The sequence below is a fragment of the Afipia sp. GW823-FHT06G09 genome (assembly GCF_058794875.1).
In genome coordinates this window covers 340,966-364,733 of record NZ_JBXAHF010000001.1, presented here as the reverse complement: position 1 = coordinate 364,733, position 23,768 = coordinate 340,966, and the positions used below count along the sequence as shown (strand labels likewise).

The window sequence follows — 23,768 nt, the reverse complement described above, 5'->3', positions numbered from 1 at the left end:
AAACTGAGATTGGCCCGATTACGCCATGGAAGGGCGGCTATTGGCAAGGCTGTTTCCGGTGGCCTCAGGCGCCAAAGACGTCCTTGAAGGCCTGCCTCAGGGCCACGTCCACGTCTGTCATCGCCACCGGCAGGCCCAGGTCGACAAGGCTGGTGACGCCGTAGCGCGGGTCTTCGACCCCGCAGGGGACGATGCCCGAGAAGTGCGTGAGGTCCGGCTCGACGTTGATCGAGATGCCATGCAGGGAAACCCAGCGCTTCAGGCGCACGCCGATCGCGGCGATCTTGTCCTCATGCGAGGGGCCTTTCTCGGGCCGCGCCACCCAGACGCCGACCCGGTCCTCGCGCCGTTCGCCGCGCACATTGAAGGCGGCGAGGGTGCGAATCGTGAATTGCTCGAGACTGGCGACATAGGCGCGAACGTCGGGCCGGCGGCGTTTCAGGTCGAGCATCAGATAGACCACCCGCTGGCCGGGGCCGTGGTAGGTGAACTGTCCGCCGCGCCCGGTCGCAAACACGGGGAAGCGCGCATCGAGCAGATCGACGGCCTTTGCGCTGGTGCCCGAGGTGTAAAGCGGGGGGTGTTCCAGCAGCCAGACCAGCTCGGGCGCATTCCCGGCGGCGATGTCCGCAGCGCGCTTTTCCATGGTCTCGACAGCGTCCTGGTAGGCCACTGGCGAATCCGCCACCCGCCACTCGGCGGGCGGGCCGGAGCGGGGGAAAAACGACGTCAAAGCAAGGTCTTCGCGGCGCTCCTGGAGCATATTAACCATTGAGTAACCATAATCGTGCTGATCTGCGTCCATCATTCATGTGTGGGTGTCAAATCAAAGTGGCAACTCTCGATAACGTCTCGGTCGATCTGATGGTGGTTCTGGGGACCACCTCGATGCCTGTCCATCAGGTGATGCGGCTCAGCCGCGGCGCGATCATCGAGCTCGATGCGACCGAGCAGGACGAGGTCAAGGTGCTCGCCAACAACCTGCCCATTGCCAGCGGTGTCGTGGTCGTCAACCGCAACCGCATCGCGGTCGAAGTCAAGCAAATGTTGCCCCGGACGCCGGATCACAGATAGTCGGGAAAAGCCTTGCCGAACCATCGGCCTAGGCCTTGTCCCCCCAATCCTGATTTGTTACACGGGCGCCGTTGATCCGCGCCGGGTGCGAATCCGGGGCCGATCTTTTAGCGCTCGTGGCGGAATTGGTAGACGCGCTGCCTTGAGGTGGCAGTCCGTAACAGGGTGGGGGTTCGAGTCCCTCCGAGCGCACCACCTCATAGCCAAGCCGTTGAAATAGCTGATCTTGCTGGCCCAGCGGCCTCGCGAGCGCGCGGTTCGGGTTTGCATGCGGTCGACGGCCCTGTGAGTTCCCCCGTGGCGGGCGCTCGCATTCGCACCCTATGCGACCACGTCCTAAACCCGCGGACCTATTCGGCTGATTTCTTCAGGTCTTCAAGATCGGGATCTCTGTCAGGGTCCTGGTCAGGATGGTCCCAAGGCTCATCCAAAATCTCTTCAGGCTCGTCCTGCTTCGCCTTTTGCCGGCTTCTTTGGCTCATCATTCATCTGACGCCCCTGTGGTTAGCTGCGGTTAGACCAGTACGAGCCCTGTAACTTTTCGCAGATCGTCCTCTGCCTTCCGCGCAGCCCGGTAATCTTCCAGAAATTCGATGTTCGTGTACGCGCCTTGCTTGGCGAGCAGGTGATAGACGCTGCCGATGTGGCGCAGCCAGAACTTTGGCGGACCGGGCGGCAAGCGCCTGGCCTCCAGGATCGTCTTTCTGGCATGAGCCATGAGATAGTCGGTTGCGTCTGACATGCAGGGACAACGGCGTTGAGACCGCGGTGTTCCATCTGGGGCAATAGGAAGGCCCCCTGGATTCAACCGGGGGCATACCCCTTACGCGGCGGGTGAGCCGCAGGAGGTCAACGAAGTCTGATCCATGCAGGCGCGTGATCGCTCGCGCCATCTTCTGCGCGAACGTCGGCATCGACGCCGCCCTCGATCAGCTTGGGTGCCAGATTCTTGCTCAGCAAAAGGTGATCCAGCCGAAGCCCGTCGTCTCGCTCGAAGCGGTTTCGCCAATAGGTCCAAAACGTATAGACCCGTTCGTCGCCGTAGAGTTCACGAAGGGAGTCAGTCCAGCCTTTTGCCACCAGCGCGGCAAACGCTTTTCTCGGCGCCGGCTGCACGAGAGCATCCTTCGCCCACGACTTGGTCGGGTAGATGTCCAGATCTGTCGGAGCAACATTGTAGTCACCGGCCAGGATGACCGGGTGACCTTGCTTCTGAAGCTTTGCTGCATGTTTCGCGAGGCGCGAAAACCATTCCATTTTGTAGGCGAACTTTGGACCGGGTTGAGGATTGCCGTTCGGCAGATAGATGCAGGCGACGAGGACGCCGTTGATTGCCGCTTCGATGTAGCGGGCCTGATGATCCGACGGATCGCCGGGAAGCCGCCGGGCTGTCGCAACAGGCATGACGCCCTTGGCAAGGATCGCAACGCCGTTCCAGGATGTCTCGCTTTCCCAGATCGCTGAATAGCCAGCTTTCAGAAGCTCCTTTTCGGGAAAGGATGCGGGCGCACATTTCAATTCCTGAAGACACACCACATCCGGCTTGCTCCGCTTCAGCCATCTGAGAAGGTTCGGCAGCCGCTTGTTGACGTTGTTGATGTTGAAGGTCGCGATTTTCAAAGGCGAGTGTCCCCGTGAGACGCGTGAGGCATCACCTCGGAGCCTCGGCCATCGCTGCCAAGCACAACTCTATACTGCCTCAGATCGTCCGGTACTTTTTGTTCACCGGATATTCGGACCGGCCGGCACATCCGTGCGGCTGCCGGTTTTGATCGGCGCGGTGAGGGGCTTGAATGTTCCGTCGCTTGCCCGGACCGGATGACTGCCCGGAAGCCGTGCGAGGCTTCGCGGCCTAGCCGCGGCGGAAACGTCCGTGCGTGCGGGCTTGCCCAAAAGCGGTGCGTTGGGTGGCTGCAACACTTGGACGGACGCCCGCGCGGCCATCGTCTGCCGCGCCAGCCAGACCGAACGCACCGACCGCGGAGCATCATGGAGCGGCGTTTCGGCCGCTCCAAACACAAAGCCGCTCGGAGTCTTCGCCGCGATATTGGGGCCATGAATCCAGGACGGAACCCATTGCGCGGGGTCGGTGACGGTCTTGGGCCGTTCCGGCGTTGCCGGAACAACGTGGACGATGCGATAGCCGCGCGTCTTCAACTCGCGAAGGATCACAGGCAGGGCCGCCTGCGTCCGCGCTTGAATGTCGTGCAACAGCAGGACGCCTTTGCCTTTGGCTTCGAGCCGCGACAGCGCGTAGTTGACGACCTGCGTTGAGGAAATGTGCCGCCAATCGTCGGCGGGGAAATCGGCGCTCCATGTCATGAGGCCCCGCTTGCTGAGTTCGGCTTCGAGCAGATCGCCACGGCGCAGACCTGGAATCCGGAAGAACGGCGCGAGTTGCGAAGGATCGGCGAGGGCGGCCGAGACGTGGGCGATGCCGTCGTCGATTTCGGCGCTCATGCGCTCGGGCGGTAATTTGCCGAAGAACGTCGGATGGTTCTCGCTGTGGGTGCCGACGGTGTGCCCGGCATCGTGCACGCGGCGCACATCCTGCGGGAATTCCTTGGCCATGCGGCCGACCATGAAGAACGTCGCCTTGACGCACTCAGACGCAAGGATGTCGAGGATGGCATTGGTATGAGCCGGCAGCGGGCCGTCGTCGAAGGTCAGAACCACCTCATGATCTTCGAGGGGAAGCGTCTCGCCGTATTGCATGGTGCCGATCCGCGGATGCTCCTTCGGATCCACCACGATGGTGCGCGAGGTGCCGAGCGCATCGTGCCTGCCGTTGCACTCGGCTGCATGGGCAACGGTGGCTCCAAACGAAGCGGCAGCCAAGGACAGGCCGAGCGCTGCGAGGAGCGCAGTGCAGGTTCCGCTGGCGGTTCGGCGCATAGACAATCCGTTGTGACGCGAGATCGTCGTGCTTAACGCCGGGGCCGTGAACGCATGCTTAATCCGGCGGGTATTCCTATCGGTCATTCGACGAACTCTTGATCGGTCGGGGGCCGACCAGATGAACGACCTTGTAGCCCTTGCGCCGGAGGTACTGCAGAAACGCGGGCAACATTTTGGCGGTCTGGGCCTTGGTGTCATGGAAAAGGATGATTCCATTTCCCTCGTAGTCGAGCCGTTCGATGATGAGGTTCAACTGCTGCTCCGGAGTCATCGGATTCCAGTCGCTGGCCCAAAGGTCGGCACCGAAAACCGCGATCCCGCGTGATTGAAGGCTGCTCAGCAGGGCGGGGGTCGAAGCGAAGCCGGGAAAGCGGAAGAAGGGTGTCGAGGGTACGGATGTTGCCACGCCATGCAGGGCTTTCTCGTCGGCGGCGATCCCGCGATCGATTTCCTCCAGCGCACGTTGCTGGCCGATCTTGTCGAGCGGCTGATGTGACCAGGTGTGATGGCCGATGCTGTGGCCGGCGGCCGCAATCCTTTTGACAATGGCCGGGTTGGCCTCCGCGTTTCTGCCAATCAGGAAAAACGTGGCCAGCACGCATTCGTCGGCCAGTGCGGCCAGGACTTTCGTTGTGGTCGCGGGGAACGGGCCGTCATCGAATGTCAGGACGACTTCCTTGTCAGCCAGCGGCAGGGTGTGCGGGAAGCTCTTGAGGCCGACGCGGGGAAATGCCTGCGGGTCGACCGTCATGACACGAGAGGTGCCGAGCGCGTCCTTGCGCGGGCACTCCGCGGCGCTGGCGATCGAAACCGACGCGACAAAGGAGAGCAGTGCGGCCCTTAACACAGTCATGACAAATCCGGAGTGTGATGGTTCGCGTCCGCATCGTTCTGCAAGATACGGATTTCGCGCGCCGCACATTTATCATTGCGCGCGGCGGTGTCGATTGGGTATTGCCTGAAACGCATACGCAAATCAGCAGACCTCCATTGAAACAGTGAGGCACGGCATGGCCGCTCAACAAGACCTTGCCGAGGCGGACGCCGCTCACGATTCCGTGCTGGACCACTATCCCATGAGGGCCGAAGACGGCGAAATTCGTCCCCGGTTCGTCGGGATGATCGCGGATGCGGTTGAACAGGGCGATTCCGCGTTCCTGCGGAAGGTCGTCGCTGAACTCCACGAGGCTGATCTCGGTGATCTGGTCGAGGCGCTGGAGCCCGATCTGAGGCCTCGGCTGGTGGAACTGACCGGCGCGGCCTTCGACTTCTCGGCCCTCAACGAGGTCGATGACACGGTTCGAGAGGAAATCCTCGAGGAACTGGAGCCGGAAACGGTCGCCGAAGGCGTCCGAGAACTGGACTCCGACGACGCCGTCGAACTGCTCCAGGACCTGGACGAGGAAGACAAGGAGGAGATTCTCGAAAAGCTGCCGCAGTCCGAGCGCGTCGCGCTGGAGCGCAGCTTCCATTATCCCGAAAATTCCGCCGGTCGCCGCATGCAGACGGAATGCATTGCCGTGCCGGACAGCTGGACCGCGCTGCAGGCCATCGAATACATGCGCGATACACCGGGGCTGCCGGACCGCTTCTACGAAATCTATGTCGTGGACAAGGACAAGCGCCTGAAGGGCGCGGTGCCTCTCGACGCGCTTTTGCGGGCGCGTCGTCCGGGGCCGATCATGGATCTGGCCGACGAGGACCGCCGCCGGGTGCCGGATCACGAAGATATCGCTGAAGTGGCGCGCATGTTCGGCAAGTACAATCTTGTCGCGGCTCCGGTGACCGATGTCGACGACCGTCTCGTCGGCGTCATCACCATCGACGACGTTGTCGACGTGATCGAGGAGGAGGCCGACGAAAACATCAAGGCGCTCGGCGGCGTTGCTCCTGACGAAGAACTGTCGGACTCGGTGTGGACCATCGCCAAGAGCCGGTTCAACTGGCTGCTGGTCAACCTAGCCACCGCGTTTCTTGCGTCGGCGGTGCTCGGCCTGTTCGAGGGCGAATTGCAGAAGATGGTTGCGCTTGCGGTGCTTGCGCCGATCGTGGCCAGTCAGGGCGGCAACGCCGCGACCCAGACGATGACCGTCGCGGTGCGCGCGCTCGCCACCCGCGAACTGGGTTCAAGCAATGCCTGGCGCGTGGTGATGCGTGAAGGTCTCGTCGGTCTGGTGAATGGACTGGCATTTGCGGCCATCACCGGCGTTGCGGCGGCGGTGTGGTTCAAGACGCCGGGGCTCGGCATCGTCATCGGCCTCGCGATGATCTGCAATCTAGTGGCCGGCGCACTGGGCGGCATTCTGATTCCGATGGCGCTTCAGCGCTTGCGTGCAGATCCGGCGGTGGCGTCGGGCACCTTCGTGACGACCGTCACCGACATCGTCGGTTTCTTCGCGTTTCTTGGTATCGCCACGGTGTGGTTCGGCCTCAAAAGTTAACGCTGCCTGTTTCGGCATAGGTTCCTTGCGTTTGCATGGGTCCATGCGCACACCAGCGCCTCATTCTCGCCACCTGCCGCAATAAAACCAAGTCATCGCATGCCGCAAAACATCGATATTTTGGCGGCCTCTTTGAATCTTAGGCGAACGTGACGTTGTCGCACGCGACCGTCCATCACGCCAAAATCATCCGGAGCTAAAATTTTGATACGAACGATCTCCGCCGTGGCGGCGCTTTGCGCGTTGTCGTCTGTGGCCGAAGCGCGTGTTCGCACACCGGCCGTGTCGCCCGAATGCAATATCACCATGCCTTGCATCGGTATCGACAATCACGTTCACGCGCGTCAGCGTCATCAGCGCAGAGCCGAGCCGGCATTTTCCATGATACAGCCGGCTGCATCGCCTCGCCTGAGCAGGCGACAACAGCGGGCGCTAGAGCGTGCGCAGCGTAACTCCGAGCCGGCGCCGCGTGCGGTTGCCGAACGCGCATCCCACGCATCGGAAGGATACTCCACCGGTCTCGTCGGTCCGCTCGCAGCCAAGCTGGCATCGATCCAGGCGGCTTGCCCCGGAACGCATGCGATCTCGGGCATTCGTCACACGCGCATCGCGGGCACGCGGCGGATGTCGCTTCACGCGCAGGGCAAGGCGGTGGACGTGCGCGGTCCTTACGGCTGCATCTACGCACAGCTCAAGGGCTGGAGCGGCGGTTACTCGACCGACTCCGGACGCGTGCAGCACATCCACATTTCCTATGACGAGGCGGGTGGCCGTGAGATGGGCCTGCGCTTTGCTCACGGTGGCGGCCGCCGGTCGTGGCGCGAAGCCAACGCCCGGATGCGCTGACCTGAAGCAAGAAACCGTCCGGAAATATCGGCTTTCCGGACGGTTTTTCGTTAACCTGCGATTAACCATGTTGGGCCGACCCTCCGGCTGCGGAGGTGTCACATGCAACGGCTACGGCTGAAGGCAGACGGACGGATTGTCGAGGTGCTGGATGGGCGGGAAGCCCCGCTGGTGCCTGACATGCGGGGCAACGAGCCAACGCCCAGGGCCGCCGCAGCGCCGGTCGTGCGCGATCTGCGCCTTCGCGCGAAACTGACGCAAGCCGAGTTTGCCTCGCGCCTCGGCGTACCACTCGAAACCATCCGCAACTGGGAGCAGGGCAAGCGCTCGCCGCGTGGTCCTGCGCGCGCGCTGCTGACCGTGATCGCGCATGAGCCTGATATGGTTTTTGCTGCACTCGCGCGGCGATCCTGACCGGGGATGATTCATTTCCGCCCGCCTATTCTTGGCAATGTGGCCTGCGCGGTTCAGGATGGTGCGCTTTCCGGCATTCAGGAACGACGCTGAGGCACGAGATGCACACCGTTGAAGCGAACGGCGCCAACATTCCGGTAATGGGCCTCGGGACCTGGGAACTGCGCGACCGTCTCTGCGCGCGTGTTGTCGAGCAGGCGCTTCGGCTCGGCTATCGCCATATCGATACGGCACAGATCTACGAGAACGAACGCGAGGTCGGCGAGGGCGTGCGTGCCTCCGGCGTCAAACGCGCCGACGTGTTCGTGACCACCAAGGTTTGGACCACGCATTTCGCGCCGAACGACCTGCTGCGCTCGACCAAGGAAAGCCTTGCGCGTTTGCGCATGACCGAAGTCGATCTGCTTTTGCTGCATTGGCCCAATCCCCAGGTGCCGCTGGAAGAAACACTCGGCGGACTTGTGGAGGCGCAAAAGCTGGGCCTCACACGTCACATCGGTGTGTCGAATTTCACGGTGGCGCTGATCGAGGAGGCGGTGGCGAAGTCCGCGGCGCCGCTGGTTTGCAATCAGGTCGAGTATCATCCGTATCTCGAACAGAACAAGGTGCTGACGGCTTGCCGTGACAACGGGCTCGCGCTGGTCGCGTACAGCCCTGTGGCGAAGGGGCGCGTCAAGAACGCGGAGGCGCTGAATCGCATCGGCGCGCGTTACGGCAAGAGCGCGGCGCAGGTCTGCTTGCGCTGGCTGGTCCAGCAGGACGTGGTCGCCATCCCGCGCACGTCCAAGGTTGAGCGGCTGTCGGAAAATCTCGACGTCTTCGATTTCAATCTCACCGACGAGGAAATGGGCGAGATCTTCGCGATGGGGACGCGCGGCGGCCGCATCACCGATTTCGGTTTCGCACCTAGATGGGATTGAGTGTGGCTTGATCTTGCCGCGGGGATCGCCCATTCAGGGCGATCATGTTTTTTTCGATCTCCAAGATACTCGGCTTCTTTGTCGTACCGTCCAACACGGTCGCGATACTTTGCGCGCTCGGTGCGCTACTGCTGACGACGCGATTTCGCAAGGCCGGATCGCGCATTCTTGCAGTCGGCGTCGTATCGTTGCTGGTGCTGGGATATTCGCCGCTCTGCAATGTGTTGATGCTTCCGCTCAGCGAGCGCTTCCCGGCCTGGAGCGCCGCCGGGCGCGCGCCTGACGGGATCATTGTCCTCGGCGGGGCGATCGACCCTGAGCGCAGCCAGGCGCGGGGCTCGCTCGAAATGGACGCCGCCAGCGAGCGGATCGTGGCCATGCTGCAACTGGCCCGCCGCTATCCGTCAGCGCGCATCGTGTTCAGCGGAGGCAGCGCCAACCTGATCGAGACGCCGGTTCCGGAGGCGCCGATTGCGGGAGACCTGCTGGAAGATTTCGGAACGGCGCGCCAGCGCATCGTGCTCGAGAGCCAGTCACGGACAACGGACGAGAACGCAACCTTTACACGCGATCTGGTTTCGCCGAAGCCCGGCGAGCGGTGGCTGCTGGTGACATCGGCCTTCCATATGCCGCGCTCCATCGGTGCGTTCCGGAAGGCCGGCTTCGACGTCGAAGCCTATCCGGTGGACTGGCGCACGCGCGGTTGGCGCGATGCGACGGAGTTTTCCATGAACCTGAGCGCTGGTCTTGCCCGCACCGATGTCGCCGTCCACGAGTGGATCGGACTGATTGCCTATTGGGTGACGGGGCGCAGCAGCGAACTGTTTCCGGGACCGCGCAGGGTCAACTAGGGCATGATCCCGGCCCGAAGGGCCAAAGAACTTCAGTCGTGCCGTGGCAGGCCGAGACGATAGACGCCGCGAAAATCGTTCGGGTCCGCCGGCTTGCCCTTGCGATAAATCACAAGGCGGCCGGCCTGCGCGAGCGCCACGGCGGACCTCCTGATCGGGACCAGCAAGTCATGCCAATCGTCTCCGGCCGCGATGGCGTGTGCAATCTCCGGCGCACTGAGGGTCTTGGCATCGGCACGCGCCAGCACGCCGAGAATGGCGTCGTCGAGCGATACGTTATCGAGAACTTTCGAATCGGAATTGGTCATGACCATGCCATGACGCATCTGAACCCGTGCGGCAAGCACACAGGTGCAGGAACTATTTCGACATTGCGCGATAGGCGTCGGAATCGAACTGGCGGCGCCATATCACGACCACAATGGCCAACGTGGTTGCGATCAGGACCCATGGGCTGATGAACCATCCGAGATAGCCCAGCGCAAACAGAAAGGCGCGCTGGCCGCGATTGAAGTGCCGGCCCGCTGACTGGAACAGTTTTGTGGTCCGCATCACATGCGATTGCGCTTCGGGCGTATCTCGCTTCTCGGCAAACGGCATAGCGCCGAGCAGGATGGCGACGTAATTGAACAGGCGATAGGCCCAGGAGAATTTGAAGAACGCATAGACGAAGATCACGATCAGCCCGACGCATTTGATCTCCCAGAGCGCAGGAGAGCTTCGGATGCCGAGCGGCAGCGTAGAGAGCACCGACATGGCCTCTTCGGTCGATCGCAGCAGCGTCAGTCCGCCGCCGATAGCCAGCAACGTGGTGGATGCGAAGAAGGCCGTGCCGTTTTGCAACGAGGCCATGATCTGCATGTCGACCATCCGTGCCTCACGGTCGAGGATGCGCCGCACCCACACCTCGCGATAGATGCTCATGCGGGCGTTCAGGCTGTTGCGTCCATGCGCGGTACGCTCGAGCGTGATCGCATAGACCATCCACGCTAGAATGAAGAACGCGATCGCCACGAGGTCGGCAGTTGCAAACAGGTTCACGATTCGATGCCTTCCGAGGAACCGTTGCCACGATAGAGCATGAACCGGACAAGTGCGAAGCGGTTTCGGCTGCTTTGATGGGCCAGTTGCCTGTCGCGCGCCGGGCATGGCAAGGTCGCCTCGCAGGAGAACTCAATCGATGGCCTTGACGCTCGTTATTGGAAACAAGAACTATTCCTCGTGGTCGATGCGGCCGTGGATGGCGCTGAAAGGTGCCGGAATCCCTTTCGACGAGATCGTCATTCCGCTCTACACCGGCGATGCGGACAAGCAGCGCATTCTGAATGTCACGCGGTCGGGCAAGGTGCCGGCGCTGGTCGATGGCGAGATCACGGTCTGGGATTCGCTTGCGATCATCGAGTACGCCGCGGAGCGCTACCCCGATGCGCGTCTGTGGCCGCAGGACGTCGCTGCTCGCGCTCACGCACGCTCGATCTCGGCGGAGATGCATTCGGGCTTCATGCCGCTTCGCAACGAATGCGGCATGAACATTCATCGCCCGATCCGCTCAAAATCGCTCTCCGACGACGCCAAGGCCAACATTGCGCGCATCCAGCAGATCTGGACCGAATGCCGGGCCCGGTATGGCGGGCAGGGACCCTACCTGTTCGGCGCTTTCACTGGCGCGGACGCAATGTTTGCGCCGGTGGTCCATCGCTTTCGAACCTACGCCATCGATGTGACGCCGCCGGTCCGCGACTATATGGACGCAATGTTGGCGGATGCGGCTTTCCGGGAATGGACCGATGCGGCGCTGGCCGAAACGCTGATGATCGAAAGATTTGAGACCGATTGAGCCGGGGAGTGCGCCATGGGAATTCTCGACATGCTGACCAGCGTGATGGCGGCGCGCGCGGCAAGCGAACTCGACCAGACCGTCATTCCGGTGGTCCTTAGTGAGGTGCTCGGCAGCGATCGCCAGGGCGGGCTGTCCGCGATCGTGGCCAGGCTCGAGCAGGCCGGGCTGGGCGATCAGGTCAAGTCCTGGATCGGCACTGGCCAGAACCTGCCGGTGAGCGCACAGCAGCTCCAGGAGGTGTTGGGCAACGATCTGGTGAGGCAACTTGCGGTCCGTTTCGGTATTCCGGTGGACCAGCTTTCGACAGTTCTCGCACAGGTTTTGCCGGCGGCCGTCGACCGGGCAAGTCCTGAAGGGACGTTGCCGGTCGCGGCGTAAGCTTGCGTTGCTAACGCACTGAACTTGCCCGGGAATCGTTTCGCTGCGCCGATATGGCAAAATTGCGGCGTTGCACCCGGCTGGACCCTGCCTTGTTGCTCGCGCAAGGCCCTCGAAACACGACCAAGATATTGATAAATAATAGCTATTTCATCGTTGCCCATGTGCTGGTTTATCTGGCAAATGGGGGCTCCACGTGCTATACACCTGCCGGGCGTCAAACTGGCTCTGCCGGATAACGGCAGGCCGCCAAAATGCGCGTATCGCGTGATGGAGCAGAGTGTTGAAGCACAAGTACATCGTCGGAGAGACTGTCTATTTCACGGCAAGCAATGTGGCGCGGCCCGCTGCGAGCGGAACCTACGAGGTGATCCGCCTCCTGCCGACAGACGGTGACGACTGCCAGTACCGTATCAAGAGCTCGACCGAGGCCTTTGAGCGCGTGGCCAAGGAAAGCCAGCTCGCCGTCGCCTGATCAATTCGGCCTGACGGAATTTCGCCGCGGTTGCAGGGCTTGGTCTGGTTCGTTGTGAAGGGGACCTTGCATGAACCGGGCCTGGGCCACGTCGATCGAGAACTTTTGGCATTCGCAGAGCTTGCCGATGTGGCTGACCATTGCCGCAGCGGGCTTCTTTGCGATTGTCCTGCTGGTCACGCTGTTCCGCGCTGAGCGATCGGTCGCGAACGGCGCGCTCACCGTCATCACTTTGCTGGCCATCGGCATCGCGGTCACCACCATGATGCGCGCATCCGGCGTGAGCGGCGGTTCGCCCGGCGATCTCAAGTTCTCCATTCAATCCGGAGCATCGCTGCCGGCCCTGGCCTGTCTCGACGGGCTTGCCGGGGAGAGCGTCGAGGCGGCTTGCGAAAAGGCGCTGTTTGCCTCGGCCGATTCCGTTGCGGCCGGCGTGTCCTATACCGCCGGCCAGATCACGCGGCTCGCCGCTTTCGGCAATGTCGCTGCTGCCAACAAGGTCATGACGCCCGAACTCAATACCCTGAGGCGGACGATCGAACGCGACCGTTACGGACTGGTCGCGCAGGTGCTCAAGACGCGGGAGGGATGCTCGCTCTCGGCGCCGTGCCCGTTCTTCCAGTCCCTGACCAACTCGGGTCAGATCTCATCCAACATGAGTGAAAACCTCTACGACGGCTTTGTCGGCCGCTATGCCGCCGCGTGGAACGCACCGCCTGCCGCTGTTGCCGGTGCGGGGACGGCTCCTATCGCGGCGCTTGGCACGGCACCGCTGCCGGGCAGGCCGGTGTCGGGCGATTTCCCGAGTGCGGCCTCGATTCCTCCGATCAACATCATGACGCCTGAGCCGTCTGCGCAGGGTGCTCAAGCCGCACCGCGCTCGTCGGAGCCCGCAGCCGCACCAGCCTCTCGTAACGTACCGGGCGCGGTCATCAATCCTCAGCCGGCGCCGGCCGCTGCGAAAAAGGCCGCGCCACAGCCACAGAAATCGCGTGCACAAGCTCCCGTGCAGCTTGCGCCTCCCAAGGAGAGCGATGATAACTGATCGCTCTTCTTTCACTTGAAGCGCGATGTCCTGGCATCGCGCTGGCGATTCCGAATATGCCGCTTCATCTCGTCAAGCTCAGCGTCGGTGCCACGTCCATCAAGGATCTTCGGGGCTGGATTGCCGAACGCGTGAAGCAGGCCAAGGCGAAGGGCCAGCCAGCGCGCCATATCCACGTCACCCGGATGTCGCCCAAGCGCGTTGACGAACTGCTCGATGGCGGATCGATCTACTGGGTGATCAAGGGCGAGATCGCCGCGCGTGAGAAGATCCTCGGCATCGAGCCGTTCCGCGACAAGGACGGCATCGGACGATGCCGCCTCGTGATGGAGCCCAAGCTGATTGCCGTGTCGCCGCGGCCGATGCGCCCGTTTCAGGGCTGGCGCTATCTCGATCCGAAAAGCGCGCCGCCCGATCTGGGCAAGGCCGCTGCCAGCGTCGCCGCAATGCCAGAGCCGCTGCGGCGCGAACTGCGCGAACTGGGCCTGCTGTAAGCTACGCCTTGATGTTGTCGATCAGCCGGGTCGTTCCGATTTTCGCGGCCACCAGCAGCCGCACCGGTCCATCGTCAAACGATGAAACCGGTGCGAGCGTTTCCGCGTGCCGCGCCTCGAGATAGTCGAGCGCAAAGCCGGTCTGACGAATGAGATCGGCGCCGTCGGACAGCGCTGCCTTGAAGCTGTCACCGTCGCGCATCCGCTTCGCCGTAGCCTTGAGTGTGCGAAACAGCACGGTCGCGGTGCTGCGCTGGTCGGGTGACAGGTAGACGTTGCGCGACGACATCGCGAGGCCGTCGCGTTCGCGGATGATCGCGCCGCCGATCACCTTCACCCCGAGATCGAGATCGCGCGCCATGCGCGTGACCACCTTGAGCTGCTGAAAATCCTTTTCCCCGAACAGCGCCATGTCCGGGCGCACCTGTGTGAACAGTTTGGCGACAACGGTAGCGACACCGCCGAAGAAATGCGGACGGAATTTATCCTCGAGCCCCGCCAGTGCCGGGCCTTCCGGCGTAACTCTGGTTGCGAAGCCGTCCGGATACATCGTCTTCACATCCGGATTCCAGATCAGATCGACACCCTCTGCCTTGAGACGCGCGAGGTCTTCCTTCCATGTGCGCGGATAGGAGCCGAGATCTTCATGCGCCGCGAACTGCGTGGGGTTCACGAAGATCGACACGGCGACCTTCTGTGCACGGCGTTTGGCAAGACGAACCAGCGACACATGGCCGTCATGGAGCGCACCCATGGTCGGCACGAGGGCGAGAGTCGCATTGCGTTTGCCGAGCTCGGCGCGCGCGCGATGAAGGGATGAAAGCGAACGTGCGATGATGGGGGAGCGGGTCATTCGTGCCGATGTCTGGAAGCGGGTGATCGGGACGCAGTCTTAACAAAGCCGGCGGTGCGAGCCAACGACCACCGGTAGCGCCACGCCCGGACCTGCCGATTCATCATGAAGTAGGGTCCATTCGAATTTTACTTGATTCTTTCTGGACTTGGCCGAAGATATCCACAGGGGTTCACGTATGCTTTTGCAGACGAGTCAGGGGCAATCCGGGTCGGCGCATGTCGTCGTGCTGGGCAACGAGAAGGGCGGGTCGGGGAAGTCCACCACCGCGCTTCACGTCGCCGTTGCCTTGCTCAAGGCCGGGCAGCGCGTTGCCACCATCGATCTCGACTCCCGTCAGAAGAGTTTCACCCGCTACATCGAGAATCGCCGGGCGTGGGCCCAGCGCACGGGCCTGTCCCTCGAACTGCCGCACCACTGCTGCGTTGCCCTGGGCTCCAGCATGCAGATCGGCGAGAACGAGATGTCGGAGTTCGAGCAGTTCGCCGCCGCGGTCAGCGCGGTGGAGCGGACCTACGATTTCATCGTCATCGATACGCCGGGGACCGACAGCTACCTGATGCGTCTGGCACACTCGATGGCCGATACGCTGGTCACGCCAATCAACGACAGTTTCCTCGATTTCGACGTTCTTGGTTCGGTTGATCCGGCGACCTATTCCGTGATCGGCGAAAGCCACTACGCAACCATGGTGAAGGTTGCGCGCAAGCAGCGCCGCGACCTCGACGGCGCCAGCACCGACTGGATCGTTGTCCGGAACCGGTTGTCGATGCTTGGATCGCGCAACAAGCAGTTGATCGCGGAGGGGCTCGACCAGCTCTCGTTCCGATTGGGTTTCAGGCCGGTCGACGGCTTCGCCGAACGCGTGGTCTATCGCGAGTTCTTCCCGCGCGGCCTGACTGCCCTCGACGATCTGGACGAGGCGACCTTGGGCACCCGCCCGAACATGGCCCATGTGACTGCCCGCGAGGAGGTGACCGGCCTGTTGCGTCACCTGAAGCTTCCGATCGACGAGCGAGGCCGCCGCCGCGCCGCGACCCGTGCCGAATGGTTCGCCCAGGTGGACCGTCCGCTGGAAAATCACGGGCTTACAGCCTAATTTCGAGGCGTTGCGCCCGGTTTCGCAGCGGTTCCCAGTTCTCGGTTCCGCCGCCCAGGCTCAAATTGTTGATCTAGGCCAAGAACTTTTCAGCCAATTCGTGCTTGGTTATTCATGACCCGTAGACGAAACCAGGCATTCAGGTGCCATTGGCATGTTTGATGCATTGCACAATTTACTGGTCTCTGTCAGATACATGACGGGAATTTAAGCTGGTTTTGTCGCGTTCCCGTCATCATCTAACTAGACAAGGACGAAGGATTCTAAACACTATTGTGAAAGGGCCGTTCGGCAGGCGCCGGATTAGGTGATTTCGAGGACGTCATGAAGCGCGGAATTTTCATCCTGCTTGGTCTGTTTGCGATCGTGGTCGTCGCATACTTCACCGCGAGCAAATGGGCGATCCGTCACGAGACGCTGACGTTCTACGATGCTGCGCGTAACCGCCAGATCGACGTCGCGATTGCCGTGCGCCGGGACAAGGAGATGCAGGCAAATGCCGGCATGCTGACCTTGCCAGTCGCCGTCGTTAATCACGGCAATACCGTCAAGTTCACCGAGTATTCCTTCCTTGCCAACGTGCTCGCCGCCCGCGGGTATTTCGTGACGAGCATTCAACACGATCTGGCCAGCGATGCGCCCTTGGTCACCAAGGTGGGCGAGTTGTATGTCGGCCGCCTGCCGGTCTATCAGCGCGGCGTGGCGAACATCGAATTCATTGTCGATCAGATGCGGAAGATTCAGCCTAACGCGAATTACGATCAGCTTACGCTGGTTGGACATTCGAACGGTGGCGACATCTCGATGTATTTCGCCAAGATGCATCCGGATAACGTGAAGAAGATTGTCACGCTCGACAATCTTCGCGTGCCGTTCCTGACCGAAGGCAAGTTCAAGATTCTCTCGTTCCGTTCGAAGGATCCGGTGTTCAAGGCCGACCCTGGCGTCGTGCCTGATGACGATACGTGCGAGCAGTCTGGTATCACTGTGGTCAACACAGGTTTCCAGCATACCGACATGAGCGATCGCGGACCTGACAATGTGAAGACATCGATTCAGGGTGTCCTCGACAAGTTCCTGGAAAACGAGAGCAAGCTTGGGCCGGTCGATACGACCAAGAAGATCGCCGTGCCGAAGCCCGACTCCGTGGCGCAGGTCGCTCCTCCTATCAACTAACCGTCTGATCGCTCGGTTACCGATGCGCCGGGCTGCCCGGCGCGTCGCACGTTTGCGTGAAACAACACCTTCGCAGGCGATTCCCGCTTGCACTCGCCATATTCCATTGGTGGCATGACTTCTGCTTGGTTCGTTGCGTCTAAGTGGCAAGCGAGGTGAGAGTCATGGCCGTCAGCAACTCTTTTCAATCTCCCAGCCTGGTGCCGTCGGCGCGGGACCGGATCACTTCAGTCATCAGTGACGATGAATGCATGTCGCGTCTTGCGCGCGCCGTGGCTGAGCACGATGACCGGCGGCTCCGCGAAGTCGCGGAGCTCATCGGACGGCTTGCGGTGCCGATCGAGTAGGGCGGTCCTCAAGCAGTTTCCGGCCGGAGAATTGACCAACCGCTTCCCGCGCTCCACATAGGACTCGCACCCAACTGCGAGTTCCCATGACGCGCGATCCGACCATCCCGAAATCCGGCGAGCAGCCCCTTACAGGGCGTAATCGCACGGACGCGCAGACATCGGCGGCGTCGGACATCGCAGCGTTTGTTGCCAAGGCGCGCGCCATGACCCCCAAGGCGGGCACTGGCCGGCTTATCTTTGCGCTGGACGCGACCATGAGCCGGCAGCCGACATGGGACATGGCGTGCCAGCTTCAGGCCGACATGTTCCGCGAGGCCGGCAGCATTGGCGGGCTCTCCGTTCGCCTCGTCTACTATCGCGGCCTGAGCGAATGCCGTGCGAGTCCGTGGATCTCGGACACGGCGCATCTCGCGAGACTCATGAGCAAGATCGACTGCCAGGGTGGACAGACCCAGCTTGGCCGCGTGCTGGCGGATGCTCGGCGCGAGGCTGTGGCCTCTGGTGTGCGGGCCATCGTGTTCGTGGGCGATGCGATGGAAGAAAACGTCGATGCGCTGTGCGCCACTGCCGGTGAACTCGGCTTGCTCAAGGTGCCGTGCTTCATGTTTCAGGAAGGCAACGATCCGGCGGCGGAGGCGGCGTTCCGTGAGATCGCGCGGCTGACGGGCGGGGCGTGGTGCCGCTTCGATATGGGATCGGCGGCGCAATTGCGCGAACTTCTCCGCGCGGCGGCAGCCTATGCCGCGGGCGGCCGGGACGCGCTGATGAGGCTGGCGAAGAATACCTCGGGCGCTGCGGCCCTGCTCGGGCAAATGAAGTAGGCCCGCGAAGGCGCGGCGTTATTTCGCAATATGTCGGCTTAACAAATCCCGATATCACCATAGATCAGGTGTGCGTGTCGGTGGCACACACTGCTGCCCAGAGATTTGCAAGGATGATCAAAGGCCCATGCCAACCCTGATCGCAGGCATCGTTGCCGTCGCGCTGCTTTATGTGGCGCTGAACATCATCAAGGGCGCCGATCCGAAATGGCTCGCGAAAATCATCCGCGGCGGCGGCGGCGTGGTGACGTTGGCCGCTGCCCTGTTCATTGGGGCGCGAGGCGAACTCGCAGTGGCGATCCCGCTTGGCATTTTCGGCGCGGGTCTGCTCGGCTGGTCGCCGTTCGGCGCGCAACTCGGTTCGGCCTGGGGCAACTATGGCCCCGGCGCGTGGAAATCACAGGGGCAGAAGTCCCAGGTAAGGTCCCAATTTATAGAGATGACGCTCGACCACGACACCGGAGCGCTTGAGGGGCTGATTACTGCCGGACCCGAAGCGGGGCGTGTACTGGACGAGTTCACGCTCGACGAACTCATTGCTCTTGCGCGAGGGTTCGACGCCGAGAGCTGGGCGCTTCTGGAAAGTTATCTGGACCGCCGGTTTCCCGCCTGGCGTGAGCACGCGCAGGGCGAGGGGGCAGGCCGGCGTGGAAGCGAGGATCGCCGCGCGGCGCCGGGTGGAAAAATGACGACGGAGGAGGCCTATCAGATCCTTGGCCTGAAGCCGGGTGCGGGGCGCGACGAAATCAGCCGGGCTCATCGTGGGCTGATGAAGAAACTGCATCCCGACCAGGGGGGCTCGACGTACCTCGCTGCCCGTGTGAACGAAGCCAAGGACACTCTTCTTCGCAATCATCGCTGACTCCAGCACGCAACATCACGCTACAAACTGCGAGCAGCCGTCTTCTCTGATTGAAATGCCCCTGCGGACGCCCGCCGTTATCCGGCGTGATCAATCCTGCAATTAAGGTTTTAGAGACCAAATCTTGAAAAATGGTTGCGTGCGCGCGCGGCCACAAAAGAAAAAGCCCGCGACAGCATCGCGGGCTTTTTTGTTTCGGTCTTCGGATCGCAGGCCGCGATCAGTTCCTGATGGCGATGCAGGAAATGTCGGAGCGCTTCAGCGTGCGGCATGCAGCCTCGGCGGAGTCCTGATTGAGGCCGGCGAAGCGAGCGCGGTAGAGCGTCTTGTTGCCCTTCGACACGGTCTCGGTGAATGGATCGGCGTCGCTCAGCAGTCTGCTGGCTGTGCCGCGCGCCGCGTCGAGACGCTGACGGGCTTCGCTCTCCGTTTCGAGCGCGCCGACCTGAATGATCCATCCCGAGCGCGCCACGGTCTTGATTGCGCCGTTGTGCTGAACGGTCTGGGTCGGCTGCGCCGGCGGCAAGGTGGCCTGCTGGACGGGCTGCGGAGCAGGCTGCTGCTGCGGAGCCGTGGAAGTCTGGAGAGCGACGGCTTGCGCGCCGAGTGTGGTGGGCGGTGCGCCGCGTCCGGGATCGGCATAGGCCATCGTCTGGGGATGCGGTGTCGATGACGACGGGGCAGGGACGGAGCCGATGATCCCCTGACCGATGCCGTTGCTGGTGTTGGGCTGGGCGGGAAGCGGTGCCGGGAAGTCGCTGCGCGTCTGGTTGTAGGCGACGGGCCAGGGCTCGGCCCGCCGATCGGCCCTCGATTCAGCCCGGGATTCAGCCCTGGGCTCGACCCTGGTTTCCACCTTGGTTTCGGCCTTGGCGACGACGGTCTTCGAGGTCTCTGCGACTTCCGTCTTCTGCGGTGCCGGAATAGCGCTGGTGGCAACCGGAGCAGGCGCGTTTGGCGCTGCGGACGCAACCTTGGTTTGACCCATGCGAACCTGAACCGTCTTGACGCGAACGGGAGTCATCGGCTCGGCGGAGCCGGGAATGGCTGCGAGAGCCTGCGAGGAGATCACGCCGCTGGTAAGGGGAGCCGGTGCCGGCTTGTCCTGGGTTTCAGCCGCGACCTTGGCAGGTGCTGCTGCCGGGGCGCGCGGCGCGGGAAGTGGAACAGGTTCCGGCGGAGCGGATGCAACCTTGATCGCGCCTTGCACCTGAACAGCCGCGGCGGGCTTGGACTTGGTCTCAACCTCATCGTTGTCGTCGGCGCTCGCGACCCTGGTGTCGCCGCGTTCGGTGATGGCGGCAACGGTGCGGCGGGTCGAGGCCTCGTCGAGGTTTTCGGCGAGCAGGTTGCGCATGATTGCGTCGCGCGAACCGCCGCTGCGTCCGCCCATCACTACGCCGACCAGATAGCGATTGCCGCGCTTCATCGAGGTCACGAGGTTGAAGCCGGAGGCGCGGGTATAGCCGGTCTTGATGCCGTCGACGCCTTCGACGCGGCCGAGCAGCTTGTTGTGATTGCGGATCGAGCGGCCCTTGTAGTTGAACGCTTCAGTGGCGAAGTAGCGATAGTATTTCGGGAAGCGATCCTGAATGGCACGGCCAAGCGTGGCCTGATCGCGAGCGGTAGTGACCTGTTCGCTATCCGGAAGACCCGACGCGTTCTTGTAAACTGTCTTGCTCATGCCGAGCGCACGCGCCTTGCGCGTCATCGCCTTGGCGAAGTCGTCTTCGTCGCCGGCAATCGCTTCGGCGATCACAACGGCTGCGTCGTTGGCGGAGCGGGTCACGAGACCCTTGATGGCGTCTTCGACGCGAAGTGTCTGACCGGGACGCAGGCCCAGCTTGGTTGGCGCCTGCTGCGAAGCGTGGGCTGACACGTCCATCATCGTATCGAGCTTCATCTTGCCGCTCTCCAGCCGTTCGAACAGCATGTAGAGCGTCATGATCTTGGTGAGCGAGGCGGGATGGCGCAGGCTGTCGGCGCTGGTGGCCTGAAGCGTGCTGCCGGAATTGGCGTCGACGATGATGGAAGAGAACGCGGGGCTGTAGCTGGATACGGCTGCGTGGCTGCGGTGCCTGTGACGCCGCCGGGCGTCGGCAGTGTCGATCGTAAAGGTGACGGCCACGGAGACGGTGGCGACGCCGAGAAGGCAAAGACCGAGCGTGCGCAGTGACGCTGACGATTTGACCCCAAGCATGAATATCCCCGTCCGATTCCCAGTTTATTCGCCTCGTTCTGAGGCCAAATTTGGTCCGGCCGTAGCCCAATTCGGGAAGCTGGGCCGTCCATGCGAAGCCGCGGCTCGTGAGGCCGGCGCCGGATGTCGCCCATCCAGGCTAAGGCATTGGAACCGCGCCGCTTTTCGAATTCATCGCGAAACGCGAAAAGCGCAGGGAATCAAAGTAGGTGGCCACGGTTTCAAAAGGGTTAAGCAAGCGTTTCCGCGATGCTGCGGTTTTGTCTCGGATTTAAGACGTTTGTGCGACGCACAAGATTCTTGACTTCTATTGTGCGCTGCAGTACCACTAAAGTCGTGGTTAGGGAGCCGGGTACCTCCCGGCAGGTCAGGTCATCAGTCTGGGAAAAGGACACTCTGTAATGGTCAAGGTTGAAGAATTTCAGCAGTTCGGCAAAGAGCAGTTCGACGCAGCGGTTGCATCCGCCAACACCTTCTCGAGCGGCCTTCAGTCGATTGCCACCGCTTACGGCGACTACGCCAAGAAGTCGTTCGAAGACACCAAGACCTTCGTTGAGAAGCTGTCGGGCGTGAAGTCGATCGAAAAGGCCATCGAGCTTCAGACCGAATACGCCAAGACCTCGTACGAAACGTTCGTTGCTGAGTCGCAGAAGATCGGCGAACTCTACACCGATCTGGCCAAGCAGGCGTTCAAGCCTTTCGAAGGCATCGTCGCGAAGGTTTCGGCGACCACTCACTAATTTTACGGTTCTCTACCAAGAGAAAAGCCCGGCTTTGCAGCCGGGCTTTTTTATTGTCGCGATTTGTTTTGCTTACTTCGCGATGCGCAGTTTCGAGAGCGCTGTGCCGATCGAACTGAACGCCGTATTGATGCCGCTGGCGCTGGTCGTCGAGAAGTAGGTGCTGCTGCTGCTCGCGCAGTACGACATCACGCTCGATGTGGCATCGTTGGCCGTGTTCACCTGAATCGTATAGATCTGGATGCCGCTGGCCTTAGCGTTGTCGCACAGCAGTCTCTGGCGGGCATCGATCGACGACTGACTCGAACTGAAGCGGTTCTGGGTGTTGTCGCCGTCCGAGAGCAGAATGACGACCTTCGTATACTTGAAGTTGGAGTCTTCAGCCGGCGCGTTCAGCGGCGCCTGTTGAAGCAGCGAGATCCAGCCCCATGCCATGCCGATGGCCTGGTTGGTGTTACCGTCGGGCTGCATCGCGTCGACCTTGTCCTTGAGCGCAGTCCAGTCGTAGGTGAGAGGAAGAATCTCGGCCGGGCAATCCGGATAGTTCTCCGCCGGAAACTGGGTGGCGCGATCCGTCATATTGGTTGCGGTCGCGGTCGTATTGTAGGGCGCGGTGCTCAGCGTGTCGTAGCTCTGGTCGCGATCCGAAACGCAGCCGGTCCAGTTGTTCTTCTTCGTCGAGGTCCAGTTGCCGCTGGCGCTGTTACAGTCGCTCTGCGTCATGAAGCCGAGGGCGCCGCCCCACCAGTTGGTGCACTGGCCGAGGTCCCATCGCAGCCAGTTGGCGTTCTTGTTGCCTGTTCCGACGTTGACGTCTTTCGCGAACGGAATAATTGAGATGTAAACGTCGCCGTCGGCCTTCGCGGCCGTCTTCAAGGTATCGATCAGGTTCTTGGCTGCTGTTTTCAGGGCATCCATCTTGCCTGCGCTCGCCATCGATCCGGTGTTATCGAGCGCCAGCGCCACGCGCAGCTTGGTGGTGCCCCAGACTGTGGTTGAACTTGCGCCGAAGTCGAGCTTGGGAAGACCGACCATTTTCATGAAATCGGTGTCCATCGAGCCGGAGCCGGTCAGAACGACCTTCGAGCCCTGGGCCGTGCTGCTGGTGTAGACCGCAGTCACGGTGATGTTCTGCGCTTCGGGATGCTTGAAGAGCGCGTTGAAATAAGCCTGCGCCTTCTGGTTGATCTGAGCCGAGGTCAGGCTGGTCGCGTCCTTGGAAATCATCAGGGCCGCGGTATCGAGCGCCGACTGCATGGCGGTGCGGGCGTTGTTGACGCGGGCGTAGTCGACGGCCGCGCCGACGAAGCCCAGGAGCGGGACGATTGCGATGGCGAACAGGACGGCCACGTTGCCGCTTTCCGCTCGGCGGAAGCGGGCGAGTGATCCGCGGACCCGACTGAAAATCGATGCATCGTTCATGGCGTCACCAGAAGAGTAAGGTTCTGGGATGCGGGATAGGCCGGAGGCGTGAAGAGGTAGTAAAATGCTGCGGTGAATAACGGGTACACCTGAGGACAAGCCCGTCTGCGGTGCCTGTGTTGCGGGTTCATGGTGAAGGCGGGATTTCGCACTTCGTTCGAATTTTATCGATTCGCCCACCGGATCAGCGGCATCTGAGGTGCGGGAACGCTTGAAAATGGATGCAATGTTCATGGCGGCCACCCAAAAATGGATCCTGCCATGTCGTAGAAGCCGGCGATGAAGGGGCGGTAAAAGTTGACGCCAATCTACGTAAAATGCCTCACAAAGCGGCTTGTTCCGGCTTCAATCCGGATACATCCTCAACACCGTCTCAATCCGCCACGACGAAATTGACGTGAATTTCGGGCACTTGCATTAACCACAGGCGGTGGTTGCACTGCCGTGGTGCTGTCTGCCGGACACGGTTTCAGCCGGTAACGGTATGCTTGCGGGCGGGCGCACGGCGACCCATATTGTTAATGTGATCAAAAGGCGCTTTGCCTCGGGCAGGGGCGCCGTTTTGTGGG

General features: G+C 61.9%; 28 protein-coding genes and 1 tRNA gene. 18 read left to right on the top strand and 11 right to left on the bottom strand.

All coding sequences use genetic code 11. The features are described 5' to 3' along the window. Nucleotides 1–64 precede the first annotated feature (64 nt). The gene (gene lipB / locus AC1Q67_RS01790) at nucleotides 65–772 is read right to left on the bottom strand and encodes a lipoyl(octanoyl) transferase LipB (RefSeq protein ID WP_492235719.1); all 708 of its coding nucleotides are present in this window, start codon (nucleotides 770–772) and stop codon (nucleotides 65–67) included. 38 nt (nucleotides 773–810) lie between these two features. Here lipB and AC1Q67_RS01785 point away from each other — a divergent pair, with 38 nt between their 5' ends. Continuing rightward, on the top strand, nucleotides 811–1,074 hold the full coding sequence (locus AC1Q67_RS01785; protein ID WP_192817766.1) for a FliM/FliN family flagellar motor switch protein: 264 nt from the start codon (nucleotides 811–813) through the stop codon (nucleotides 1,072–1,074). A gap of 110 nt (nucleotides 1,075–1,184) precedes the next feature. After that, a tRNA-Leu gene (locus AC1Q67_RS01780) sits at nucleotides 1,185–1,269 on the top strand. Nucleotides 1,270–1,588: 319 nt separating this feature from the next. Here AC1Q67_RS01780 and AC1Q67_RS01775 read toward each other — a convergent pair. The 4 genes from AC1Q67_RS01775 to AC1Q67_RS01760 all read right to left on the bottom strand — a co-directional run bounded on the left by AC1Q67_RS01775 (nucleotide 1,589) and on the right by AC1Q67_RS01760 (nucleotide 4,825). Beyond that, nucleotides 1,589–1,792 (bottom strand): hypothetical protein, encoded by a 204-nt coding sequence (locus AC1Q67_RS01775; RefSeq protein ID WP_492235412.1) that lies wholly within the window; start codon nucleotides 1,790–1,792, stop codon nucleotides 1,589–1,591. Nucleotides 1,793–1,923: 131 nt separating this feature from the next. Continuing rightward, nucleotides 1,924–2,694 carry an exodeoxyribonuclease III gene (locus tag AC1Q67_RS01770; RefSeq protein WP_492235413.1) on the bottom strand — a complete coding sequence of 257 codons (771 nt, stop codon included), beginning with the start codon at nucleotides 2,692–2,694 and terminating at the stop codon, nucleotides 1,924–1,926. Nucleotides 2,695–2,796: 102 nt separating this feature from the next. Then, nucleotides 2,797–3,969, bottom strand: coding sequence for a polysaccharide deacetylase family protein (locus AC1Q67_RS01765; RefSeq protein ID WP_492235414.1), 1,173 nt, complete (start codon nucleotides 3,967–3,969; stop codon nucleotides 2,797–2,799). 76 nt (nucleotides 3,970–4,045) lie between these two features. Further along, nucleotides 4,046–4,825: a polysaccharide deacetylase family protein gene (locus AC1Q67_RS01760; protein ID WP_492235415.1), complete on the bottom strand. Its 780-nt coding sequence runs from the start codon at nucleotides 4,823–4,825 to the stop codon at nucleotides 4,046–4,048. Between the two features lie 157 nt (nucleotides 4,826–4,982). Between AC1Q67_RS01760 and mgtE the strand changes: the two genes are divergently transcribed. Beyond that, nucleotides 4,983–6,413 (top strand): magnesium transporter, encoded by a 1,431-nt coding sequence (mgtE, locus tag AC1Q67_RS01755; RefSeq protein ID WP_492235416.1) that lies wholly within the window; start codon nucleotides 4,983–4,985, stop codon nucleotides 6,411–6,413. Nucleotides 6,414–6,505: 92 nt separating this feature from the next. Here the strand turns inward: mgtE and AC1Q67_RS01750 are convergent, their stop codons facing one another. Then, nucleotides 6,506–6,721: a hypothetical protein gene (locus AC1Q67_RS01750; RefSeq protein ID WP_492238138.1), complete on the bottom strand. Its 216-nt coding sequence runs from the start codon at nucleotides 6,719–6,721 to the stop codon at nucleotides 6,506–6,508. Between the two features lie 73 nt (nucleotides 6,722–6,794). Here AC1Q67_RS01750 and AC1Q67_RS01745 point away from each other — a divergent pair, with 73 nt between their 5' ends. From AC1Q67_RS01745 to AC1Q67_RS01730, 4 genes are all read left to right on the top strand, one after another. Next, on the top strand, nucleotides 6,795–7,259 hold the full coding sequence (locus tag AC1Q67_RS01745) for a hypothetical protein (protein WP_492235417.1): 465 nt from the start codon (nucleotides 6,795–6,797) through the stop codon (nucleotides 7,257–7,259). A gap of 102 nt (nucleotides 7,260–7,361) precedes the next feature. Next, nucleotides 7,362–7,673, top strand: coding sequence for a helix-turn-helix domain-containing protein (locus AC1Q67_RS01740; protein WP_024575084.1), 312 nt, complete (start codon nucleotides 7,362–7,364; stop codon nucleotides 7,671–7,673). A 101-nt stretch (nucleotides 7,674–7,774) separates the two neighbouring features. Then, nucleotides 7,775–8,593, top strand: coding sequence for an aldo/keto reductase (locus tag AC1Q67_RS01735; RefSeq protein WP_492235418.1), 819 nt, complete (start codon nucleotides 7,775–7,777; stop codon nucleotides 8,591–8,593). A gap of 44 nt (nucleotides 8,594–8,637) precedes the next feature. Beyond that, nucleotides 8,638–9,444: a YdcF family protein gene (locus AC1Q67_RS01730; protein WP_492235419.1), complete on the top strand. Its 807-nt coding sequence runs from the start codon at nucleotides 8,638–8,640 to the stop codon at nucleotides 9,442–9,444. A gap of 32 nt (nucleotides 9,445–9,476) precedes the next feature. Here AC1Q67_RS01730 and AC1Q67_RS01725 read toward each other — a convergent pair whose 3' ends face one another. Beyond that, nucleotides 9,477–9,758 (bottom strand): DUF3253 domain-containing protein, encoded by a 282-nt coding sequence (locus tag AC1Q67_RS01725; protein ID WP_024575087.1) that lies wholly within the window; start codon nucleotides 9,756–9,758, stop codon nucleotides 9,477–9,479. A 46-nt stretch (nucleotides 9,759–9,804) separates the two neighbouring features. Continuing rightward, nucleotides 9,805–10,485: a DUF599 domain-containing protein gene (locus tag AC1Q67_RS01720; protein ID WP_492235420.1), complete on the bottom strand. Its 681-nt coding sequence runs from the start codon at nucleotides 10,483–10,485 to the stop codon at nucleotides 9,805–9,807. Nucleotides 10,486–10,624: 139 nt separating this feature from the next. On the opposite strand from AC1Q67_RS01720, the gene AC1Q67_RS01715 reads away from it, so the two are divergent. From AC1Q67_RS01715 to AC1Q67_RS01695, 5 genes are all read left to right on the top strand, one after another. Beyond that, nucleotides 10,625–11,281 (top strand): glutathione S-transferase family protein, encoded by a 657-nt coding sequence (locus AC1Q67_RS01715; protein WP_492235421.1) that lies wholly within the window; start codon nucleotides 10,625–10,627, stop codon nucleotides 11,279–11,281. Nucleotides 11,282–11,296: 15 nt separating this feature from the next. Beyond that, nucleotides 11,297–11,662 carry a YidB family protein gene (locus AC1Q67_RS01710; protein ID WP_492235422.1) on the top strand — a complete coding sequence of 122 codons (366 nt, stop codon included), beginning with the start codon at nucleotides 11,297–11,299 and terminating at the stop codon, nucleotides 11,660–11,662. A gap of 283 nt (nucleotides 11,663–11,945) precedes the next feature. Next, complete coding sequence (locus AC1Q67_RS01705; RefSeq protein ID WP_006020957.1) at nucleotides 11,946–12,137, top strand: hypothetical protein; 192 nt, start codon at nucleotides 11,946–11,948, stop codon at nucleotides 12,135–12,137. Nucleotides 12,138–12,207: 70 nt separating this feature from the next. Next, nucleotides 12,208–13,182, top strand: a complete 975-nt coding sequence (locus AC1Q67_RS01700) for a hypothetical protein (protein ID WP_492235423.1) — start codon at nucleotides 12,208–12,210, stop codon at nucleotides 13,180–13,182. A 56-nt stretch (nucleotides 13,183–13,238) separates the two neighbouring features. After that, nucleotides 13,239–13,676, top strand: a complete 438-nt coding sequence (locus AC1Q67_RS01695) for a DUF1489 family protein (RefSeq protein WP_492235424.1) — start codon at nucleotides 13,239–13,241, stop codon at nucleotides 13,674–13,676. A gap of 1 nt (nucleotide 13,677) precedes the next feature. Here the strand turns inward: AC1Q67_RS01695 and panC are convergent, their stop codons facing one another. Beyond that, on the bottom strand, nucleotides 13,678–14,529 hold the full coding sequence (gene panC, locus AC1Q67_RS01690; protein WP_492235425.1) for a pantoate--beta-alanine ligase: 852 nt from the start codon (nucleotides 14,527–14,529) through the stop codon (nucleotides 13,678–13,680). 178 nt (nucleotides 14,530–14,707) lie between these two features. On the opposite strand from panC, the gene AC1Q67_RS01685 reads away from it, so the two are divergent. The 5 genes from AC1Q67_RS01685 to AC1Q67_RS01665 all read left to right on the top strand — a co-directional run bounded on the left by AC1Q67_RS01685 (nucleotide 14,708) and on the right by AC1Q67_RS01665 (nucleotide 18,837). Further along, nucleotides 14,708–15,628 carry a division plane positioning ATPase MipZ gene (locus AC1Q67_RS01685; RefSeq protein WP_024575094.1) on the top strand — a complete coding sequence of 307 codons (921 nt, stop codon included), beginning with the start codon at nucleotides 14,708–14,710 and terminating at the stop codon, nucleotides 15,626–15,628. Nucleotides 15,629–15,952: 324 nt separating this feature from the next. Further along, entirely contained in the window at nucleotides 15,953–16,804 is an 852-nt protein-coding gene (locus AC1Q67_RS01680; RefSeq protein ID WP_492235426.1) for an alpha/beta fold hydrolase, read from the top strand. 164 nt (nucleotides 16,805–16,968) lie between these two features. Continuing rightward, nucleotides 16,969–17,151 carry a hypothetical protein gene (locus tag AC1Q67_RS01675; protein ID WP_029659806.1) on the top strand — a complete coding sequence of 61 codons (183 nt, stop codon included), beginning with the start codon at nucleotides 16,969–16,971 and terminating at the stop codon, nucleotides 17,149–17,151. Nucleotides 17,152–17,237: 86 nt separating this feature from the next. Next, nucleotides 17,238–17,975 carry a vWA domain-containing protein gene (locus AC1Q67_RS01670; RefSeq protein WP_492235427.1) on the top strand — a complete coding sequence of 246 codons (738 nt, stop codon included), beginning with the start codon at nucleotides 17,238–17,240 and terminating at the stop codon, nucleotides 17,973–17,975. A gap of 127 nt (nucleotides 17,976–18,102) precedes the next feature. Then, nucleotides 18,103–18,837, top strand: a complete 735-nt coding sequence (locus AC1Q67_RS01665) for a DnaJ domain-containing protein (RefSeq protein WP_492235428.1) — start codon at nucleotides 18,103–18,105, stop codon at nucleotides 18,835–18,837. Between the two features lie 220 nt (nucleotides 18,838–19,057). Here the strand turns inward: AC1Q67_RS01665 and AC1Q67_RS01660 are convergent, their stop codons facing one another. Then, complete coding sequence (locus AC1Q67_RS01660; protein WP_492235429.1) at nucleotides 19,058–21,037, bottom strand: serine hydrolase; 1,980 nt, start codon at nucleotides 21,035–21,037, stop codon at nucleotides 19,058–19,060. Nucleotides 21,038–21,438: 401 nt separating this feature from the next. On the opposite strand from AC1Q67_RS01660, the gene AC1Q67_RS01655 reads away from it, so the two are divergent. Then, complete coding sequence (locus AC1Q67_RS01655) at nucleotides 21,439–21,777, top strand: phasin family protein (RefSeq protein WP_006020947.1); 339 nt, start codon at nucleotides 21,439–21,441, stop codon at nucleotides 21,775–21,777. A 72-nt stretch (nucleotides 21,778–21,849) separates the two neighbouring features. Here AC1Q67_RS01655 and AC1Q67_RS01650 read toward each other — a convergent pair whose 3' ends face one another. Continuing rightward, nucleotides 21,850–23,199, bottom strand: a complete 1,350-nt coding sequence (locus AC1Q67_RS01650; protein ID WP_492235430.1) for a vWA domain-containing protein — start codon at nucleotides 23,197–23,199, stop codon at nucleotides 21,850–21,852. Nucleotides 23,200–23,768: the final 569 nt, after the last annotated feature.

Excerpts from the sequence above, each read along its gene's own strand:
- lipB (WP_492235719.1), bottom strand. The coding sequence starts at position 772 with ATGGTTAATATGCTCCAGGAGCGCCGCGAAGACCTTGCTTTGACGTCG.
- AC1Q67_RS01785 (WP_192817766.1), top strand. The coding sequence starts at position 811 with ATGTGTGGGTGTCAAATCAAAGTGGCAACTCTCGATAACGTCTCGGTC.
- AC1Q67_RS01775 (WP_492235412.1), bottom strand. The coding sequence starts at position 1,792 with ATGGCTCATGCCAGAAAGACGATCCTGGAGGCCAGGCGCTTGCCGCCC.
- AC1Q67_RS01765 (WP_492235414.1), bottom strand. The coding sequence starts at position 3,969 with ATGCGCCGAACCGCCAGCGGAACCTGCACTGCGCTCCTCGCAGCGCTC.
- AC1Q67_RS01760 (WP_492235415.1), bottom strand. The coding sequence starts at position 4,825 with ATGACTGTGTTAAGGGCCGCACTGCTCTCCTTTGTCGCGTCGGTTTCG.
- mgtE (WP_492235416.1), top strand. The coding sequence starts at position 4,983 with ATGGCCGCTCAACAAGACCTTGCCGAGGCGGACGCCGCTCACGATTCC.
- AC1Q67_RS01750 (WP_492238138.1), bottom strand. The coding sequence starts at position 6,721 with ATGGTGATATTGCATTCGGGCGACACGGCCGGTGTGCGAACACGCGCT.
- AC1Q67_RS01745 (WP_492235417.1), top strand. The coding sequence starts at position 6,795 with ATGATACAGCCGGCTGCATCGCCTCGCCTGAGCAGGCGACAACAGCGG.
- AC1Q67_RS01740 (WP_024575084.1), top strand. The coding sequence starts at position 7,362 with ATGCAACGGCTACGGCTGAAGGCAGACGGACGGATTGTCGAGGTGCTG.
- AC1Q67_RS01735 (WP_492235418.1), top strand. The coding sequence starts at position 7,775 with ATGCACACCGTTGAAGCGAACGGCGCCAACATTCCGGTAATGGGCCTC.
- AC1Q67_RS01730 (WP_492235419.1), top strand. The coding sequence starts at position 8,638 with ATGTTTTTTTCGATCTCCAAGATACTCGGCTTCTTTGTCGTACCGTCC.
- AC1Q67_RS01725 (WP_024575087.1), bottom strand. The coding sequence starts at position 9,758 with ATGGTCATGACCAATTCCGATTCGAAAGTTCTCGATAACGTATCGCTC.
- AC1Q67_RS01715 (WP_492235421.1), top strand. The coding sequence starts at position 10,625 with ATGGCCTTGACGCTCGTTATTGGAAACAAGAACTATTCCTCGTGGTCG.
- AC1Q67_RS01710 (WP_492235422.1), top strand. The coding sequence starts at position 11,297 with ATGGGAATTCTCGACATGCTGACCAGCGTGATGGCGGCGCGCGCGGCA.
- AC1Q67_RS01700 (WP_492235423.1), top strand. The coding sequence starts at position 12,208 with ATGAACCGGGCCTGGGCCACGTCGATCGAGAACTTTTGGCATTCGCAG.
- AC1Q67_RS01695 (WP_492235424.1), top strand. The coding sequence starts at position 13,239 with ATGCCGCTTCATCTCGTCAAGCTCAGCGTCGGTGCCACGTCCATCAAG.
- panC (WP_492235425.1), bottom strand. The coding sequence starts at position 14,529 with ATGACCCGCTCCCCCATCATCGCACGTTCGCTTTCATCCCTTCATCGC.
- AC1Q67_RS01685 (WP_024575094.1), top strand. The coding sequence starts at position 14,708 with ATGCTTTTGCAGACGAGTCAGGGGCAATCCGGGTCGGCGCATGTCGTC.
- AC1Q67_RS01680 (WP_492235426.1), top strand. The coding sequence starts at position 15,953 with ATGAAGCGCGGAATTTTCATCCTGCTTGGTCTGTTTGCGATCGTGGTC.
- AC1Q67_RS01675 (WP_029659806.1), top strand. The coding sequence starts at position 16,969 with ATGGCCGTCAGCAACTCTTTTCAATCTCCCAGCCTGGTGCCGTCGGCG.
- AC1Q67_RS01670 (WP_492235427.1), top strand. The coding sequence starts at position 17,238 with ATGACGCGCGATCCGACCATCCCGAAATCCGGCGAGCAGCCCCTTACA.
- AC1Q67_RS01665 (WP_492235428.1), top strand. The coding sequence starts at position 18,103 with ATGCCAACCCTGATCGCAGGCATCGTTGCCGTCGCGCTGCTTTATGTG.
- AC1Q67_RS01660 (WP_492235429.1), bottom strand. The coding sequence starts at position 21,037 with ATGCTTGGGGTCAAATCGTCAGCGTCACTGCGCACGCTCGGTCTTTGC.
- AC1Q67_RS01655 (WP_006020947.1), top strand. The coding sequence starts at position 21,439 with ATGGTCAAGGTTGAAGAATTTCAGCAGTTCGGCAAAGAGCAGTTCGAC.
- AC1Q67_RS01650 (WP_492235430.1), bottom strand. The coding sequence starts at position 23,199 with ATGAACGATGCATCGATTTTCAGTCGGGTCCGCGGATCACTCGCCCGC.